The 17,322-nt window shown below is 71.9% G+C and carries 11 protein-coding genes; 3 read left to right on the forward strand and 8 right to left on the reverse strand.

All coding sequences use genetic code 11. From position 1 onward, the window contains the following. Window positions 1-152: 152 nt before the first annotated feature. The 6 genes from ACZ5GT_RS34940 to fae form a co-directional block, all read right to left on the reverse strand. Window positions 153-3,020 (reverse strand): carbohydrate binding domain-containing protein, encoded by a 2,868-nt coding sequence (locus ACZ5GT_RS34940; protein ID WP_469034535.1) that lies wholly within the window; start codon window positions 3,018-3,020, stop codon window positions 153-155. A gap of 366 nt (window positions 3,021-3,386) precedes the next feature. Then, window positions 3,387-4,550 carry an iron-containing alcohol dehydrogenase family protein gene (locus tag ACZ5GT_RS34945; RefSeq protein ID WP_469034495.1) on the reverse strand — a complete coding sequence of 388 codons (1,164 nt, stop codon included), beginning with the start codon at window positions 4,548-4,550 and terminating at the stop codon, window positions 3,387-3,389. A 49-nt stretch (window positions 4,551-4,599) separates the two neighbouring features. Further along, window positions 4,600-5,535, reverse strand: coding sequence for an NAD(P)-dependent oxidoreductase (locus tag ACZ5GT_RS34950; protein WP_469034497.1), 936 nt, complete (start codon window positions 5,533-5,535; stop codon window positions 4,600-4,602). Between the two features lie 61 nt (window positions 5,536-5,596). Next, window positions 5,597-7,117 carry an aldehyde dehydrogenase gene (locus ACZ5GT_RS34955; RefSeq protein ID WP_469034499.1) on the reverse strand — a complete coding sequence of 507 codons (1,521 nt, stop codon included), beginning with the start codon at window positions 7,115-7,117 and terminating at the stop codon, window positions 5,597-5,599. Further along, entirely contained in the window at window positions 7,114-8,226 is a 1,113-nt protein-coding gene (locus ACZ5GT_RS34960; protein ID WP_469034502.1) for a mandelate racemase/muconate lactonizing enzyme family protein, read from the reverse strand. The genes ACZ5GT_RS34955 and ACZ5GT_RS34960 overlap by 4 nt, the downstream gene beginning before the upstream one ends. Further along, on the reverse strand, window positions 8,223-8,762 hold the full coding sequence (gene fae / locus ACZ5GT_RS34965) for a formaldehyde-activating enzyme (protein WP_469034505.1): 540 nt from the start codon (window positions 8,760-8,762) through the stop codon (window positions 8,223-8,225). Before fae ends, ACZ5GT_RS34960 begins: the two co-directional genes overlap by 4 nt. A 219-nt stretch (window positions 8,763-8,981) precedes the next feature. On the opposite strand from fae, the gene ACZ5GT_RS34970 reads away from it, so the two are divergent. The 3 genes from ACZ5GT_RS34970 to ACZ5GT_RS34980 all read left to right on the forward strand — a co-directional run bounded on the left by ACZ5GT_RS34970 (window position 8,982) and on the right by ACZ5GT_RS34980 (window position 13,098). After that, entirely contained in the window at window positions 8,982-9,791 is an 810-nt protein-coding gene (locus tag ACZ5GT_RS34970) for an IclR family transcriptional regulator (protein ID WP_469034507.1), read from the forward strand. Window positions 9,792-10,113: 322 nt separating this feature from the next. After that, window positions 10,114-11,592: an NAD-dependent succinate-semialdehyde dehydrogenase gene (locus tag ACZ5GT_RS34975; RefSeq protein ID WP_469034509.1), complete on the forward strand. Its 1,479-nt coding sequence runs from the start codon at window positions 10,114-10,116 to the stop codon at window positions 11,590-11,592. A 135-nt stretch (window positions 11,593-11,727) separates the two neighbouring features. Then, window positions 11,728-13,098 (forward strand): MFS transporter, encoded by a 1,371-nt coding sequence (locus ACZ5GT_RS34980; protein WP_469034511.1) that lies wholly within the window; start codon window positions 11,728-11,730, stop codon window positions 13,096-13,098. Between the two features lie 42 nt (window positions 13,099-13,140). Here the strand turns inward: ACZ5GT_RS34980 and ACZ5GT_RS34985 are convergent, their stop codons facing one another. Both ACZ5GT_RS34985 and ACZ5GT_RS34990 read right to left on the reverse strand, forming a co-directional pair. Next, window positions 13,141-14,223, reverse strand: a complete 1,083-nt coding sequence (locus ACZ5GT_RS34985; protein WP_469034537.1) for an ABC transporter substrate-binding protein — start codon at window positions 14,221-14,223, stop codon at window positions 13,141-13,143. Window positions 14,224-14,519: 296 nt separating this feature from the next. Then, entirely contained in the window at window positions 14,520-17,318 is a 2,799-nt protein-coding gene (locus ACZ5GT_RS34990; RefSeq protein WP_469034514.1) for a SpoIIE family protein phosphatase, read from the reverse strand. Window positions 17,319-17,322: the final 4 nt, after the last annotated feature.

The raw sequence follows: 17,322 nt of genomic DNA on the forward strand, positions 1-17,322 counted from the left end.
CTTCGCCTCGTTTTGTGCGTTCTTTTGGGGGTTTCAGTTTGCTCCCCCCCCCCCCCCCACCCCCCCCCCCCCCCCCCCCCCCCCCCCCCCCCCCCCCCCCCCCCGCTCCGCACCTCACTTCAGGCAGGAGCGGTCACTTCAGGCAGGAGCCGTCACTTCAGGTACGGGCCGTCGCTGCCGATCTTGCCGGGGCCGTTCAGCACGTACACCCGGAGGTTGCCCTTGCCCGGCGCCGCGACGGACAGGGTGCCGCCGGAGACGGTCTTCACGTCCCCGGTGACGGCGTCGGTGTAGGTGCCGTTCGGGATGCCGGTGTAGGTGGCGCCGCCGGTGACCGTGACCAGGGCGAAGCTGTCCGTGGAGCCGCTGGTGTAGCGGCGCTTGAACGCCATGCCCCCGGAGATGCCGTCGGTGGAGTACTGGCCCATCTGCAGGGCGGGGACGGCCCGGCGGATCTGGTTGAGCCGCTGGAGGTGCTTGACCAGGGGCTGGGCCAGGGTGGTGGCGACCTCGCCGGTGGCGGAGCCGACCTTGCCGAAGTCCGGGGCGGTGACGGTGCCGGCCAGGTGGTCGCCGTAGTAGGCGCGTCCGGTGGAGGCGAGCGGGCAGGTGGGACCGCAGTCGATCTGCTTGCCCTTCTGGAACTCGATCTCCGAGCCGTAGTACAGCGTCGGGATGCCGCGGAAGGTCCACATCAGGGACATGTTCTCGGCCCAGGCGTCGGTGCCGCCGCTGTAGCGGGTGCTCGACTTGTTCGGGCCGTAGTCGTGGCTGTCGACGTAGACGACGTTGTAGGTGGCGTCGTTGACGCTGTCGTCGGAGTCCTTGCCGTTGCTGTAGGCGTTCTGCGCGTCACCGAAGTTCATGTGCATGCGCATGTCGATGATGTTCATGCCGGAGAACTGGCTGTGGTCCGGCGTGTGGTAGCTGTTGCCGTTCAGGAAGGCGTTGGTGGAGGTGGGCTGGTTGCCGGTGCCGAGCTGTTCCTCGTAGTTGTACTGGTCCAGGGCGGCCTGGGTGTCGTCGGCGGTGTACTCTTTGCGTTCCTTCCAGGTGAAGAACTGGGCGGAGTGGTTCACCGACCCGCGGTTCCACTTGTCGTTGACGAAGGCCCCGACCTCGCCGAAGACGAAGAAGTTCGCCGCCTTGTCGGCCCCGAACTTCTGGGTGACCCGTTCCTGGATGGCGGGCAGGAAACGGCGGTTCCAGGTGACCCGCGGGATGTGCACGGCCGTGTCCACGCGGAAGCCGTCGACGCCCATGTCGATGTACTTGTCGTAGGCGCCGATGAGGTAGTTCTGCACGGGCGTCGACTCGGTGTTGAAGTCGGCGAGGTCCTCGTGCAGCCAGCAGGAGCGCGAGTCCTCGCCCTCCCAGTTGCCGATCCAGCACTGGTGGTAGTACTGCTTCGGGAACATGCCCGAAGTGGGGCTGGGCCACTGGCAGTTGTAGATGGTGTAGCCCTCGGCGCTCTTGCCGCCGGTGGGCTTGCCCCAGTTGACGCAGGTGTTGCCGGAGGGCTCGGCGGTGGACCACAGGTCGCCGTTGTAGTACGACTTGCCGGACTTGGGCTCGACGGTCAGGCCGTCGTACTCGAAGCCGTCGTTCTTCTCGTCGTAGTACCAGCTCCACTGGCTGTCGCGGACGCCGTACACGGTCGGCGTGAACAAACCCTTGGCGCCCCAGCGGGAGCTGTGGTTGTAGACCACGTCCTGGTAGATCTTCATGCCCTTGGCGTGGGCGGCGTTGATCAGGTCCTGGTAGGAGGCGCCGGCCGACTCCAGGCGTGGGTCGACCTTGTAGAAGTCGTAGCCGTGGTAGCCGTGGTAGTCGTAGTCCGAGCGGTTGAGGACCACGGGGGTGATCCAGACCGCGGAGAAGCCGAGCGCCTTGATGTAGTCGAGCTTCTCGACCAGTCCCTTGAAGTCGCCGCGGAACATGGGGTCGTTGTTCGCCGCGTTGCCGGACTTCACGTCCTGGCTGCCGCCCCGGTTGTTGGAGCTGTCACCGTCGTAGAAGCGGGCGGTGAGGACGAAGTAGATGGGGTCCTTGCGCGGGTCGGTGCCCAGCGGGGTGCCGCCGGCGGGCTCCGGCGCCTTCTCCCCGGTCGTCGCGGTGGCCGCAGCCGAGGCGGGCGAGGTGTTCCCGGCCGCGTCGAGCGCCTTCACGGTGTAGGTGTAGGCGGTCTTCTCCTCGAGCCCGGTGTCGGACAGGACCGTCGAGGTGACGTCCGTGACGGTCGTGCCCTTGGTCCCGCCGGTCCGCGTGACCTGGTACTTCACCACGCCCGTGTCGTCGGTGGCCGCGTCCCAGCTCACCACGACGGAGGTGCCGGTGGCGGTGGCGGTGACCTTGGCGGGCGCCGTCGGGGCCTGGGTGTCCGGGTCCGCCGCCGCGCAGGGGTCCTTCGCGCCTGCGGTGACCTTCTGGTCCTTCACGGTGGAGGTGCCCGTGGCGATGGCGTAGTCGGCGCTGTTGTTGTTGTCCCAGACGCCGTTGCCGTTGTTGAACGCCGCCTTGAGCGAGGTGGCGGTGCCGAGGTCGAGGGTCTTCTTCCACCAACCGGTGCAGGCGGGCTCCATGCCGACTCCGGGGACGGTGGTCCAGGAGCCGCCGGCCGGGGCGTAGTGGATGTTGGCGGTGGTCCAGCCGGTGGTGGCCGTCGAGTAGTAGACGGTCGCCTGGTTGCCGGAGCCCGTGCCGGTGTCCGCGCACGGGTCGCTGTGGGCGACCACTCCGTCCTTGACGGTGACGGTTCCGGTGCCGAGAGCGTAGTTGCCGCCGCCGTTGTTGTCCCAGGTGCCGCTGCCGTTGTTGAAGGTGGCCTGCAGGCCGGTGGCCGAGCCGAGGTCGACGGTCTTCTTCACCCAGTCCGTGCAGGCGGCCTCCATCTGCGTACCGGGGACGGTGGTCCAGGATCCGCCGTCGGGGGCCCAGTGCAGGTAGGTGGACGGCCAGTTCTTCGTCTTCGTGTAGTAGAAGACGGTCGTCGTGTTGGAGGTGGCGGCCGTCGGCCGCATCGGGACGGGCTGGGACTGCGCCGGTCCCGTGATCAGTCCGGTCACCCCGGCGGCCGCGACGGCCGCGGCGAGCACGCGCCTTGGTCGGAACGCGCGCCGTAGTCGGTGGGGTCGTGGTCCGGCACTCGGAGGGGCTGTCGACCTGAATCTCATGGCGTCTCCCGGGCAGCGGGTGGGGAGCTGCTGCAACATCAGTCAGCAACTTGCTGCAAGTTCTTGCATCAGCGGAAGCTACAGGTGCATGACAGCCAGGTAAAGGGATACGACAGAGGAGACAGTGGGCGAACACACGGGAACGGCGGTGAGGCCGCCCCCTCCAGGGGGCGGCCTCACCGTCGCGTCTTCGACAGCCTTCGGCGGAGCCGGTCAGTACGTCCGCTGCAGGATCTCCAGCACTTCCGGCTCGCTCGGCAGCCGCGGAGCGTTCTTCGTCACCGCGTCCGCGACCGCCCCCGCCGCGATGGACCGCAGCATCGCGCGGTCGGCGCCGAGGTCCCGCAGCGGCCGCTTCACCTCCACGGCGCCGGAGATCTCCCGCACGCCCTCCACCGCGGCCCGCGCCCAGTCGCCGTCGGCCGGCGGCGCGATCCGCATGGCGCGGGCCGCCTGCTCGTACGCGTCTCGTGCCGCCGGGGCGCTGAACTCCATGACCTCCTCCAGTACGGCGGCGAGCGCGACGCCGTGCGGGGTGCCGGTGTGGGCGGTGAGCGAGTGCCCGATGCCGTGGACCAGGCCGAGACCGGACAGGGTGAGCGCCTGGCCCGCGAGGTGGGCGCCCATCAGCAGCGCGGCGCGGGCGTCGAGGTCCGAACCGTCCCGGTACGCGGCCGGCAGCGCCGCGCTCACCATCGTCACGGCCTGCGTGGCATAGGCGACGGAGACCGGACTGGCGCCGCGCGAGGCCAGCGACTCGATGCCGTGGACCAGGGCGTCGATGCCGGTGGCCGCGGTGGCCGGCGCGGGCAGGCCCACGGTGAGCTCGGGGTCGAGCAGGGCCACTTGGGGCTTGACGGACGGGTGCCCGATGTAGACCTTGCGGCAGGCGGCGGTGTCCTCGATGACGCCGAAGCCGTTGGTCTCGGCGCCCGTGCCGGCGGTGGTCGGGATCGCCACCAGCGGCAGTCCGTCGGCGGCCTCCCACAGATTGTCGGCGTCGGCGGCCACCGCGTCCGGATTGCCGACCAGCAGGGCGATGCCCTTGGCCGCGTCGAGCACCGAGCCGCCGCCGAGGGCGACGACCGCGGAGGGCCCGAAGGCACGGGCCCGTGCGGCGCCCGCGTCGACGTTGCCCGTGGAGGGGTTGGGGGCCACCTCGTCGTAGACGGCGTACTCGATGCCGTCCGCGTCGAGCAGCTTGAGGACGCGTTCGACGACACCCGCCGCGCGCAGGCCGCGGTCGGTGACGACGAAGGCGCGGGTGTGGCCCGTCGAGGCGACCAGCTCCGGGAGGCGGTCGACGCGGCCGGGGCCGAACTCGATGCGGCAGGTCGGTTCGATGCTGAGCGGCGCGAGGCCGTCGGGGAAGGTCATGGGTGCGGCTCCTGACTTCTGCGGGGCGGGAGGCGGGTACGGCGGGCCGTCAGGCCCCGACCCCGGCGCCGGCCGGCGCGGCCGTCGGGTCGGGAAGGCGGAACTCCCGCCCGGCGAGGGTCTCGTAGAGGCGGACCGGGCTCATCTCGCCCGCCAGGTCGCCGTACTGGGCCTTGGCGCGCCGGTAGATCTGCTCCACCAGCGCGGACAGCTCCGTGGACACGCCGATGTCGCGGCCGAGGTCGACGGCGAGCCCCAGGTCCTTGCAGGCGAGGGCCATCGCGAACGAGTCGTCGTAGTCGCCGTCGGTGAGCACGCACAGGACGTCGTTCTCGAGGAAGTTGGAGGCGGCCGGGCTGGCGAGCAGCGCGTTGCGCAGCACGCCGAGGTCGACGCCCGCCTTGACGCCCATCGCCAGCACCTCGGAGGTGGCGACGAGGTGGCTGAACCACAGCAGGTTGATCATCAGCTTGACGGTGTACCCGGCGCCGAGCGGCCCGACGTGCAGGATCCGCTCCGGGTCGCCCATGGCCTCCAGGGCGGGCAGCGCCCCGCGGAAGTCCTCCACGGCCCCGCCGACGAAGATCTGCAGCGCCCCGGCCTCGGCGCCGCGCGCCATCCCGCTCACCGGAGCGTCCAGCCGGCGCACGCCGCGCCGGTCCAGCACCTCGGCGGCGACCCGCTCGGCGGCGGCCGGGGTGGAGGTCGACATGTCGATCCAGAGGGCGCCCTCGGGCAGGGCCTCGGCGGCCCCGCCGCGCAGCAGTACGTCCTCGACGATGCGCGGGTTGGGCAGCATGGTGATCAGCAGTTCGGCGCCGTCGGCGCAGACCGCGGGGGTCTCGGCCCAAAGGGCGCCGAGCGCCAGGTGCTCGGCGGCCGCCTCGGGCCGGTTGTCGTGCACGGTGACCTGGTGTCCCGCGTGGATCAGGTGGCGGGCCATGTGGCGTCCCATGTTGCCCAGGCCGATGAAACCGATCCTCATTGTGTCCTCGCTACGGCTCTGTAGAGGTCTTGCAAGTGAAGGGGGTGGAACGTGGGGCCGTTCAGGCCAGGTTGATCCAGGTGGTCTTGAGCGCCGTGTAGGCGTCCAGCGCGTGCAGCGACTTGTCCCGTCCCGCGCCGGTCGCCTTGAAGCCGCCGAACGGGGTGATGACGTCACTCGCGTCGAAGGTGTTGATCCACACGGTGCCGGCCCGCAGCCGCTTCGCCGTGCGGTGCGCCACGGTGACGTCACGGGTCCAGACGGAGGCGACCAGCCCGAAGTCGCTCTCGTTCGCGAGCCGTACGCCCTCGTCGACGTCGCCGTCGTACGACACCACGGCGAGCACCGGACCGAAGATCTCCTCCTGTCCGACCGCCGAGGTGTTCTCGACGCCGTCCAGGATCGTCGGCTCGACGAAGCAGCCGCCCGACTCGACGCGGGTGCGCTCTCCGCCGAGCAGCACGGTCGCCCCGTCCTGCCGGCCGCGCTCGATGTAGCCGAGGATCTTGCCGAGTTGGGTCTCGTCGACGATCGGGCCCATGACGGTGGCCGGGTCGAGCGGGTCGCCGATCCGGAAGGTGTCGGCGGTGATCCGCCGCACGGCGGCGAGGAGTTCGTCCTTGACCGAGGCGTGCACGACGACCCGCGATCCGGCGTTGCAGGTCTGCCCGGCGTTGTAGAAGATGCCCCAGGCCACGGCGGACGCGGCGGCCTCGATGTCGGCGTCCTCCATCACGAGCTGCGGCGACTTGCCGCCGGCCTCGACGGCGACCTGCTTGCCGTTGGACTCGCCCGCGTAGACCTGGAAGAGCCGGGCCACCTCCGCCGAGCCGGTGAAGGCGATCTTGTCGACGTCCGGGTGCCGGCCGAGCGCCTGCCCGGCGACCTCGCCCCGGCCGGGGACGACGTTCAGCACCCCGTCCGGCAGCCCGGCCTCGGTGGCGAGCGCGGCCAGCCGCAGGGCGGCCAGGGACGTCTGCTCGGCCGGCTTGAGCACCACGCTGTTGCCCGTCGCGAGGGCCGGGCCGAGCTTCCAACTGGCGATCAGCAGCGCGTAGTTCCACGGCACCACCGCGGCGACGACACCCAGCGGCTCGCGGGTGATCAGCGCCAGCGCGTCGCCGGGGGTCGGCGCCACCTCGTCGTACGTCTTGTCGATCGCCTCGGCGTACCAGGCGATCGTCTCCGCCGCCTTGGCCACGTCGATGCGCACCGACTCGGTGATGGGCTTGCCCATCTCCAGGGTGTCCAGCAGCGCCAGCTCCTCGGCGTCGCGGAGGATCAGCTCCGCCCAGCGCAGCAGGACGCGCTTGCGCTCCTTGGGCGCCAGGTCGCGCCAGCGGCCGTCCTCGAAGGCGGCCCGCGCGCAGCGCACCGCCCGGTCCACGTCCGCCTCGCCGGCCGCCTGCACCTCGGCCAGCACCGCGCCGTCCCGCGGCGAGACGCTGGGGACGCGGTCGCCGGAGGTGGCGTCGGTGAAGGCGCCGTCGATGAACAGCCGCGTCTCGAAGGTGAGCTTGCCCGCCGCGGCCAGCCAGTCGTCGTACGACCGCGTCAGCAACTCGTCTACGGAGTACGTCACTTGATCCTCCAGCGGTCGATCGCGTCCTCGTCCAGTTCGATGCCGAGGCCGGGCTTGTCGGGTACTTCGAGGCAGCCGTCGGCGTCGACCCGCACCGGTTCGGCGAGCATGAAGTCGCGGCGTTCGGGGGTCCAGCCGGGCGGGTCGTAGGGGAACTCGAAGAACGGTCCGCCTCCGACACCGGCCGCGACGTGCAGGTTGGCGAGCACGCCGATGCCGTTGGTCCAGCTGTGCGGGGTGAACTGACGGTGCTTCAGGTGAGCCAGCTCGGCAAGCGTGCGGGCGCGGTGCATGCCGATCGCGAGCACGACGTCCATCTGGTAGATGTCGAGGGCGTCCTCTTCCAGGTAGCGCAGCAGCTCGGTGGGGGAGTGGTGCATCTCGCCGGCCGCGATGCGCACACCCGGGTTCTCGGCGCGCAGCCGCTTGAAGCCGTCGATGTCGGCGTAGGGCAGCGGTTCCTCGACCCAGAACACGTCCAGCTCGGCCAGGCGTGCGATCACCTTGCGGGTCTTGGCGAGGTCGGAGGCGTTCGCCGTGTCGCCGGCCATCCGCCAGGACTGGTTGAGGTCGACCATGATCTCGAAGTCCGGGCCCAGCTCAGCGCGGACGGCCCGGACCGCCGCGATGCCCTCCTCGACGCGGTTGCGGTCGATGCGGATCTTCATCGCGCGGAAGCCCGCCTCGCGGACGTGCAGCGCCGTGGCGACCCGCTCCTCGGGGGACTTCAGCTCGCCGGAGGAGGCATAGGCGGGCAGCTTGCGGGCCGCGTTGCCGAACAGCTCCGACACCGGGCGGCCGTGCACCTTGCCGATCAGGTCCCACAGCGCGGCCTCCAGGGGCCAGTAGTAGGCGCCGTGGAAGTTGGCGGTCTCGATGGCCCTGACGTGCCGGGTGATGTCGAGCGGGTCCTCGCCGACGAACAGGTGCCGGTAGCTGTCGAAGCCGTCCATCAGGTCACCGGAGCCGATGCCCGTGACGCCCTCGTCGGTGTGGACGCGGACGATCGTGGCGTCGAAGTGGCGGCGCGGCTCGGGGTCCCAGGCGGCGCGGAACGGCGGGTCGAGTTCGAGGCGCAGCCGGTCCAGGGAGATGTCGGTGATCTTCATCGGGCGAGCACCTCGGGGCTCGGGGTGTAGAACGGGTTGGTCGGGCCCTCCTTCGCGGCGGCCTGCACCTCCGCGACGGTGGGGGTCTCGGTCACCGCGGCGCGCACCGCGCCGTACGCGGCGGCGCGCTGGTTGCGGAACGAGACGTCCAGGTCGTCGACCGCCGGGTTCACCCACACCGCGGCGATGATCAGCAGGTCGTCGGCGTCCTCGGCGGGCAGCAGCCCCTCCTCGACCGCGTCCGCGACGCCCTGCGCCAGCCCCGCCTGGGCCGAGCCCCACGTGGCGCGCTGGTGCAACTCGCCCTCGGCGGCGGCCTTGGACACGAACAGCGTCAGCGGCTTGACCGGGACCGACGGGCGCACGACGGTCACGAACGGCACGTGCCCGGCGCTCGGGGTGGCCAGCGCGGTCGCCCACGCGGTCTCCACGGGGCCGCCCTTGCGTCCGATCACGACGTTCGTGTGCGCGGCGTTCGCACCCTCACCGACGAAGGACTCGCCGATGAGTGCGGCCGGGGCGAAGGGGGAGGGCATCAGAGGAACTCCTGGGGCCTTGGCTGGGGGGAGGGAAGGGTCGGGGCAGCGGGTACGAACCTCGCATTCGGTGCAGTTCATCCGGCCCGATGCGGCGAATCTAGGACCGCGACCACCCCCTCGCAAGGCGCTCACGGGAATCGCAATGCCGGTTGCTCTCCTGACAACTCGCAGGGTGACCTGCGGTTCCGTCCGAGGCGGGCGCCTAGGATGACGTACGTGACGCACATCCCTCCGCGCACCCCCGACCCCTCGGCCGCCCCGCGCGGGCACGGCCTGCGCCGGGACATCGACCTGCTGGAGGCGCTCGCCTCCGACGAGGCGCAGGACGCCGGCGGTCTGGGCGTGGTACGCCTCGCGCAGCTGGTGGGCCGGGAGAAGACGCAGGTGTCGCGGGCGCTGAAGGCGCTGGCCGCCGAGGGCATCGTCGAGCGCGACCCCGACACGCTGGAGTACCGGCTGGGCTGGCGGCTGTTCTCGCTGGTCGCCCGCACCTCGGAGAACCGGCTGGTGCGGACGGCCGAGCCGGTCATGCACCGGCTGTCGGCCGACCTGGAGGAGACCAGCCACCTGTGCGTGCTCCGGGACCGCGAGGTGCTGACCCTGCTGTCGGTGTCCGGGCACTCCTTCCGGGTGCACGGCTGGGAGGGGCGCGGCGTGCCCGCCTGGCAGACCTCGGCGGGGCGGGTGCTGCTGGCCGACGCCACCCCGGACGAGCTGTACGTCCGCTTCGGCACGAGCGGCGACCTGGCCGTGCCCGAGCTGTGGGCGCTCATCCAGGAGGCCGCGCGGCGGGGGTACGGGCGGGTCAGCGAGGAGTTCGAGGAGGGACTCGTCGGCGTCTCCGCGCCGGTGCGCGACTTCCGCGGGCGGGTCGTCGCCGCGCTCAACATCTCGGCGCCCAAGTCCCGGCTCGGGGACCGCCTCGACGTGGCCGGACGCACCACGGCCGCGGCCGCGGCCAGGGTCTCCGCGCTGCTCGGCTGGGAACCGCGGCGCACCCCGCCACGGCGGGCCCGGCTGACCTGACCGCGGGGTCCCGACCGGCGACCCGGCCCGGCGCTGCCCCGCCGCCGTACCGGCCCGGCGTCGTACCCGCGCTCGGTTCGGCGTCATGCCCCGCGCTCGGTTCGGCGTCATGCCCCGCGCTCGGTTCGGCGTCGTACCCGCGCCCGCTCCGCCGTCGTACCCCCGCTCGGCCCGCCGCCGTGCCCCTCGCTCGGCCGGCTGGTTGCCCTGACAGCAACCCCCATTGCGATACGGGGGCGGGGCCTTGTCGGCCGCATGTCGCGCTCGTAAATTCACCGCCGACCGGGCGATCCCTGTCCGGGAACGGAGAAAAGAGCAGCTCATGAATCTCGCCGGCATCGACACCCTGGCCAAGGCGCCGCTCGCGGAAGGCGATGTGCTCATCGGCGGCACCTGGCGCGCCGCCGAGGACGGGCGGACCTACCCCGTGTACGACCCGGCCACCGGCGAGCTGCTGAGAGAGGTGTCGGCGGCCGGTCCGGGCGACGCCCTCGCCGCGATCGCGGCGGCCGAGGCCGCGGCGGACGAGTGGCGCGCCACGCCCGCCCGCCGCCGCTCGGAGATCCTGCACGGCGCCTTCACGCTGATGCGCGAGCACACCGACACCCTCGCCCGGCTGATCGTCCTGGAGAACGGCAAGGCCTACCGGGACGCCGCCGCCGAGGTCGGCTACGCGGCCGAGTTCTTCCGCTGGTTCGCGGAGGAGGCCGTCCGCGTCGGCTCCTCGTTCGGTGACGCGCCGGGAGGCGGCTTCCGGCACGTGGTGCGCAAGCACCCGGTCGGCGTCACCGCCTTCGTCACCCCGTGGAACTTCCCGGCCGCCATGGCCACCCGCAAGATCGCGCCCGCGCTCGCCGCCGGCTGCCCGGTCCTGCTCAAGCCCGCCCCGGAGACCCCGCTGACCGCCCTCGCGGTCGCCGCGCTGCTCATTGAGGCCGGGCTGCCCGACGGCCTGCTGAACGTCCTGCCCACCGACCGCGCGCCCGAGGTCGTCTCCGTCTGGCTCGGCGACGAACGCGTCCGCAAGTTCTCCTTCACCGGCTCCACCGGCACCGGCCGCAAGCTGCTGAAGCAGTGCGCGGCGAACGTCGTCAACGTCACCATGGAGCTGGGCGGCAACGCCCCCTTCATCGTCTGCGCGGACGCCGACGTCGACGCCGCCGTACGCGGCGCGATGGACGCCAAGATGCGCGGCGGCGGGGAGGTCTGCATCGCCGCCAACCGGTTCTACGTCCACGAGGACGTGGCCGCCGAGTTCACCGAGAAGTTCGGGGCCGCCATGGCCGCCGTGCGCACCGGACCCGGACTGGAGGAGGGCGTCACCCTCGGCCCGATGATCAACCAGGCCGCCGTCGACAAGATCCGCTCCCTGGTCGACGACGCGCTCGCCCGCGGCGCCCGCATCGCCGCCCAGGGCACGGTGCCCGACGGCCCCGGCCACTTCCACCCGGCGACGGTCCTCACCGGCGTACCCGACGGCGCCCGTATCCTCCACGAGGAGGTCTTCGGCCCCGTCGCGCCCCTGACCACCTTCACCGACGAGGACGAGATGCTGGCCCGCGCCAACGCGACGGTCCACGGCCTCGCTTCGTACGTCTACTCCCGCGACGTCGCCCGGGCGCTGCGCCTGGCCGAACGGCTGGAGGCCGGCATGCTCGGCCTCAACCGAGGCCTGCTGTCCGACCCGGCCGCCCCCTTCGGCGGGGTCAAGCAGTCCGGCATCGGCCGGGAGGGCGGGCGTGAGGGCATCGAGGCGTTCCTGGAGACCCAGTACATCGCCCTCGACTGGCCGGCCGTCTGACCGCCCCCTACGGCCGTCACCCCCCTCCCCCTTCCCTCTCCCCTCCCTCCTTCCCTGCCCCCTCACCCCCGTCCCCCGCTGCGCACGCACGGTGTCCCGGCGGCCGCCCGGACACCGGCAAGACAAGGACCGCTCATGGCAATGACGCCCGCGACCGAGCACCAGCCGCTCAGCCCGCAGCCGTCCCCGGCCACCGCCTCCCAGAAGGAGCGCAGGCGGCTGCACACCAAGCTGAAGCTCGCCACCCAGATCGGCGAGGGCATCGACGGCTACATCATCGGCGGCATCGGCATGGCGATGGCCGCGCTCACCGCCGACCTCCACCTCTCCACGCTGATGCAGGGCCTGGTCGGCGCCTCGCCGCTGATCGGCATCTTCGTCGGCGGCCCGCTCTTCGGCCGGCTCGCCGACCGGTTCGGGCGGCGCCCGGTGTTCCTCGCCGACATGCTGATCTTCCTGGTCGGCTCGGTCCTGCAGTTCTTCGTGACGGACGGCACGCAGTTGTTTCTGCTGCGCCTGCTGATGGGCGTGGCGATCGGCGGCGAGTACGCCATCGGCGCGCCGCTGCTGTCCGAGTACGCGCTCCGCAAGGGCCGCGGCCGGCTGCTGGCCAGCCTGGAGATCAGCTGGTACGTCGGCTACGCGCTCGCCACCGTCGTCGGGGCCCTGTTCGCGAACGTCGACGGCGGCTGGCGCTGGTCCCTGGCCAGCAGTGCCGTGATCGCCGTCGTCTGCGTGTCGCTGCGCGGCGGCGTCCCCGAGCCCGCGCGCTGGCTGCTGTCCCGGGGCCGCAGGGAGGAGGCCGAGGCGCTCATCGCCAAGTACGGCATCGAGGTCGACGTCGACGCCGAACTCGCGGAGCGGGCCCAGAACCGGCAGGCCGGCTTCCGCGCCCTGTTCAACCGCAGGAACCTGCGCAGCACGGTGTTCGCGAGCGTCTTCTGGGCCGCGCTGGTCCTGCCGTACTTCGCGATCGGCACCTTCTGGACGCAGGTCTTCGACGCCCTGCACATGGGCGACAACGCGGTCGCGGCCCTGCTCGTGTACTCCTTCACCGCCGTCGCGGGCGTCACCGTGGGCTGCCTGGTGGTGGACCGGATCGGGCGCCGCAAGCTGCTCATCCCGCCGTTCTGGATCACGGCCGGAGCCCTGGCGCTGGTGGCCGCGTGGCCGTCCTCCACGCCCGTTGTCGTCGCCGGCTTCCTGTTCTTCATCTTCCTGAACGCCGCCTCCAGCGCGCTGACCGCCGTCTACCCGCTGGAGGTGTTCCCCACCGCGGTGCGCACCACGGGCGTCGGCTTCGCCACCGCGATGAGCCGGGTCGGCGCCGCCATCGGCACCTTCCTGTTGCCGATGGGCCTGGAGCGCTTCGGCGCGCAGTTCGTGCTGCTGGTCGGGGCCGGGGTGCTCGCCGCCGGCGGTCTGGTCTCCCAGTTCCTCGCCCCGGAGACCACGGACCTGGACCTCGCCATGGCGGCCCGTACCGCCCGCGAGGGAGCGGCCTGACAGACCGGGAAGCCGGCGTGGGCGGCGGTGGGCGTCCCGGCGCTAGCCGGAGACGGCCGCCGCCCAGCCCTGGCTGACCGTCTCCCGGGCCTTCTCCAGCTGGGCGTCTGTCGGGAACCGCGGCGTTCCCTCGACCGTCGGCAGTTGTGCGGCGGCGGCCTTGTCGAGAGTGCCGTCCCGCCTCATGGCGTCCATGAGCACCGGGCGGGCGTAGGCACGCAGCCGCAGGTTCTGGCCCTCCGGGCTGAACAGGTACTCCTGCCACAGGCGGGCAGCCGCCGGGTGCGGGGCGTTCTTGTTGACCGCCATCGCGAAGTACTGGGCGAAGCTGCCGTCGAAGGGGATCGCGACCTGCCAGTTCACGCCCTTGTCGCGGAGCCGGTCGGCGTAGTGGAGGTTGATGTAGTCCCAGTTGATGCTGATGGAGGTCCGGCCGTTCTCGACCGTCGCCAAGTTGGAGTAGAGAGGGTTGAAGTGGCCGGTCTTCGCGAGTTCCGCGAAGTAGTCGAGACCGGGCTGGATGTTCCCGAACGACCCGTTGTTCGCCAGCGCGGCCGCGTAGACACTCGCGAAGGCGGTGGCCGACCGGGTCGGGTCGCCTTCGAGCGCGACCCTGCCCTTGTAACCCGGCTTCAGCGGATCGGCGAAGGTCGCCGGACAGTGCCTGATCCGGTCGGCGTTGCAGCCGATGGAGATGTAGCCCCCGTAGTTGTTGTACCAGCGGGCCTTCGCGTCCTTCTGATTGCGGGGGATCGAGTCGTACGCGGCCACCTTGTACGGCGCGAGCAGATGCTGCGCCGCGGCCTTCCGCGCGAACGTGTCGCCCACGTCGATCACGTCGGGTGCCGTCGGCCGGTTCCCCCTCTTCCGCAGGGCGTCGAGCTCGTCCTCGCTGTGGCCCAGCGGATCCTCGACCGTGACCTTGATCCCGTACTTCTTCTGGAAGCCGTCGAACAGAGCGCCGTAGTTGGCCCAGTCGCGCGGCAGCGCGATCGCTCTGAGGGTGCCCTCCCGTTTCGCCGCGGAGATCAGCGCGGGCATGCCGCCCATGTTCTCGGCGGACGTGGCCACGGACGGCTTCGCGGGTCGGGCGGCCGGTGTGTTCTCGCAGGCGCTCAGGCCCATTGCCACGAGAGCGGAGCAGGCGAAGACCGCGGCTCCTCGGGCGCACGCTGTGGTCACAATGGCTCCCGGGCATGAGGGAACGTGGTCACCCCGGCCGGCCGCGGACCGCGCCTCCGGCTCCGGAGTGGCGAACCTTCCGCTTGCGCCTCCCGGTCCCTCGGGCCCGCTGTGCCCGGCGAAGCGCTCCTCGTTGCCAGGGTACCCGGCCGCCTCGACGGCGGAATGCCCCTCGGGAAGCCCGCGATCAGGGTGTTTCCCCGGCCGAAGCGGCTTGCGTACGCCTGTGCGGGCTCTTGTCATCCGGCCGTGTCGTCCCATTCGCCCAGCAGGAGCTCGCCGAGGTCCTCCCCCTCCGGCGCGGCGGCGTGGTGCAGGGGCTGCTCGGCCCAGATGACCTTGCCGGTGGGCGTGTAGCGGGTCCCCCAGCGTTCGGCGAAGCGGGCGACCAGGAAGAGCCCGCGGCCGCCTTCGTCGGTGACCTTCGCCCGGCGCAGCCGCGGCGAGGTGCTGCTGCCGTCCGACACCTCGATGATCAGGGTGCCCGCGGCGGAGTCGTGTTTCGGCATCCTGCGCAGCAGCCGTACGGTGATGGGCCCGGTGGAGTGGCGGACGGCGTTGGTGATCAGCTCGCTGAGGATGAGTTCGGCGGTGAAGGCGACCTGCTCCAGCCCCCACTCCGTGAGCCGGCGGACGCAGGCGGCGCGTACCGGGGCCACCGCCGCCGGGTCGCGGGGCACGTCCCACTCGGCGACCTCCTCCGGGCCGAGCCGGCCGGTGCGGGCCACCAGCAGCGCGACATCGTCCCTGGGGTGCTCGGACAGCATCGCCTCCACCACCGCCGCGCAGGTGGCCTCCGGCGTGCGGTCGGGCCCTGCCAGAGCATCGCGCAGGGCCTCCAGACCGGCGTCCAGGTCCCGGGTGCGGTCCTCGATCAGCCCGTCGGTGTAGAGCACCAGCCGGGCGCCCTCGGGCACGGTGAGCTCGGCGGTCTCGACGGGCAGGCCGGCGCCGAGTCCCAGGGGCGGGGAGACGGGCAGCTCGGGGAAGCCGACGGTCCCGTCGGGCCGCACCACCGCCGGTCCCGGATGGCCCGCGGTCGCCAGGACCAGCCGCCCGGTGACCGGATCGTAGACCGCGTACTGGCAGGTCGCACCGGTGATCATCGCCGGCCCGTCGGCCGCGCCGCCCGCCTCCTCGGAGTCGATCTGCGCCACCAGTTCGTCCATTCGGCCCAGCAGCTCCTCCACGGGCATGTCGAGGCCGGCGAAGTTGTGCACGGCGGTGCGCAGCCGGCCCATGGTCGCCGCGGCGTGCAGACCGTGGCCGACGACATCGCCGACGACCAGTGCCACCCGGGTGCCGGACAGCGGGATGACGTCGAACCAGTCCCCGCCCACCCCGGCCTCGGCCGGCAGGTAGCGGTAGGCCACGTCGAGGGCGGACAGCTCGGGCAGCGCGCGCGGCAGCAGGCTGTGCTGCAGGGTGACGGCCATGGCGTGTTCGCGGGTGTAGCGGCGGGCGTTGTCGACGCACACCGCCGCCCGCGCGGCCAGCTCCTCGGCGAAGAGCACGTCCTCGTCCTCGAACGGCGGGGAGCCCTTCGCGCGCCAGAAGTTGACCACTCCCAGCACCACGCCGCGGGCTCGCAGGGGAACCACGAGCAGGGAGTGGATGCCCTGATCGAGGATCCGCTCGGCACGTTCGGGTTGCTGGACCTGCCAGCCGTGGGAGGCGCTCAGGTCCCTGATCATGACCGGCCGGCCCTCGGCCAGCGCCGTGGAGAAGGGGTGGGCCGGGACGAACCGGATCAGGGCGTGGACGGGGTACAGGGGATGGTCTGCGTCGGTGCCGTAGACGGCGGTGCGCCGCAGCTCCGTGATCCCGGCGGTGGTGGCGGAGGCCTCCTCGCCGCACAGGACCGGGTCCAGGAGATCCACGGTGACGATGTCGGCGAACCGGGTCCCCGCCACCTCGGCCAGTTCCTCGGCCGTGCGCTGCACGTCGAGCGTGGTGCCGATCCGCATCCCGGCGTCGTACAGCGACTGCAGCCGTTCGCGTGCCACTTCCGCCCGGCCGGAGAGGGCCCGCAGCTCGGTGGTGTCCCGGAGCGTCACCACGCTGCCGGCCGGTCCGTGCGGTGCGGTGAGCCGCTTGTTGACGGCGAGCAGCCGGTCCGCCGCCAGGTACACCTCGTCGGTGGCGGGGCGGTCGGAGGCCAGCAGCCCGGCGAGGTCCTCCTCCAGTCCCAGATCGGTGACGCGTCGCCGCTCCGCGTCCGCCGGCAGGTCCAGCAGGCGTCGTGCCTCGTCGTTGGCCAGCAGCAGCCGGCCGTCACCGCCGACGATCAGCACTCCTTCCCGTACCGAGTGCAGCACCGCGTCGTGGTGCTCGTACATCCGGGTCATCTCCGTCGGGCCCAGCCCATGGGTCTGCCGCCGCAGCCGCCGGCTGATCAGGCCCGACCCGCTCGCGGCGAGGGTCAGGGCCGCGGCGGCGCCGCCGAGGATGACCGGCAGCTGCCGGTCCACCCTGTGCTGCACCGTCTCGACCGTGACGGGCACGGAGACGATGGCGATGACCGAGCCGTCAGGCCCCCTGACCGGAACCGCCGAGATAACGGACAGTCCCAGTGCGCCCCTGAACGTACTCGTGAACGGCTTGCCGGTCGCCGCCCGGGCGTAGGGCCCGATGACGCGTTTCCCGATCTGGCGCGGGTCGCTGTGGGCGAGGGTGATCCCGTTCAGCCCGTACACGATGACGGCGTCGACGTCCGAGGCATTCCGGGTCGCCTCGACCCGCGGCTGCAGCTTCGCGGTCGGGTGCCCGCTCTTCAGCGCATCCGCCATGCCGGGGGAGTTCGCGAACGTCTGCGCGACGGTGAGCGTCCGCTGGCGGGCGTCCTCCATGACGTCGCGTCGGGCCTGCACCACGAGCGCCACCAGGGCGGCGGCGACGAGCAGGATCACGACCGCCAGCTGGAGCAGGAAGACCTGGCCGGCGAGACTGCGCACGCTCAGCAGCGACCCCGGCCGCCGCGCGCCCGCCCGCTTCCCGTTCCGCCTGTTCTGCCCGGAAAATTCCGGAACTCTGCTCATATTC

This window comes from Streptomyces sp. NPDC031340 (assembly GCF_055569945.1).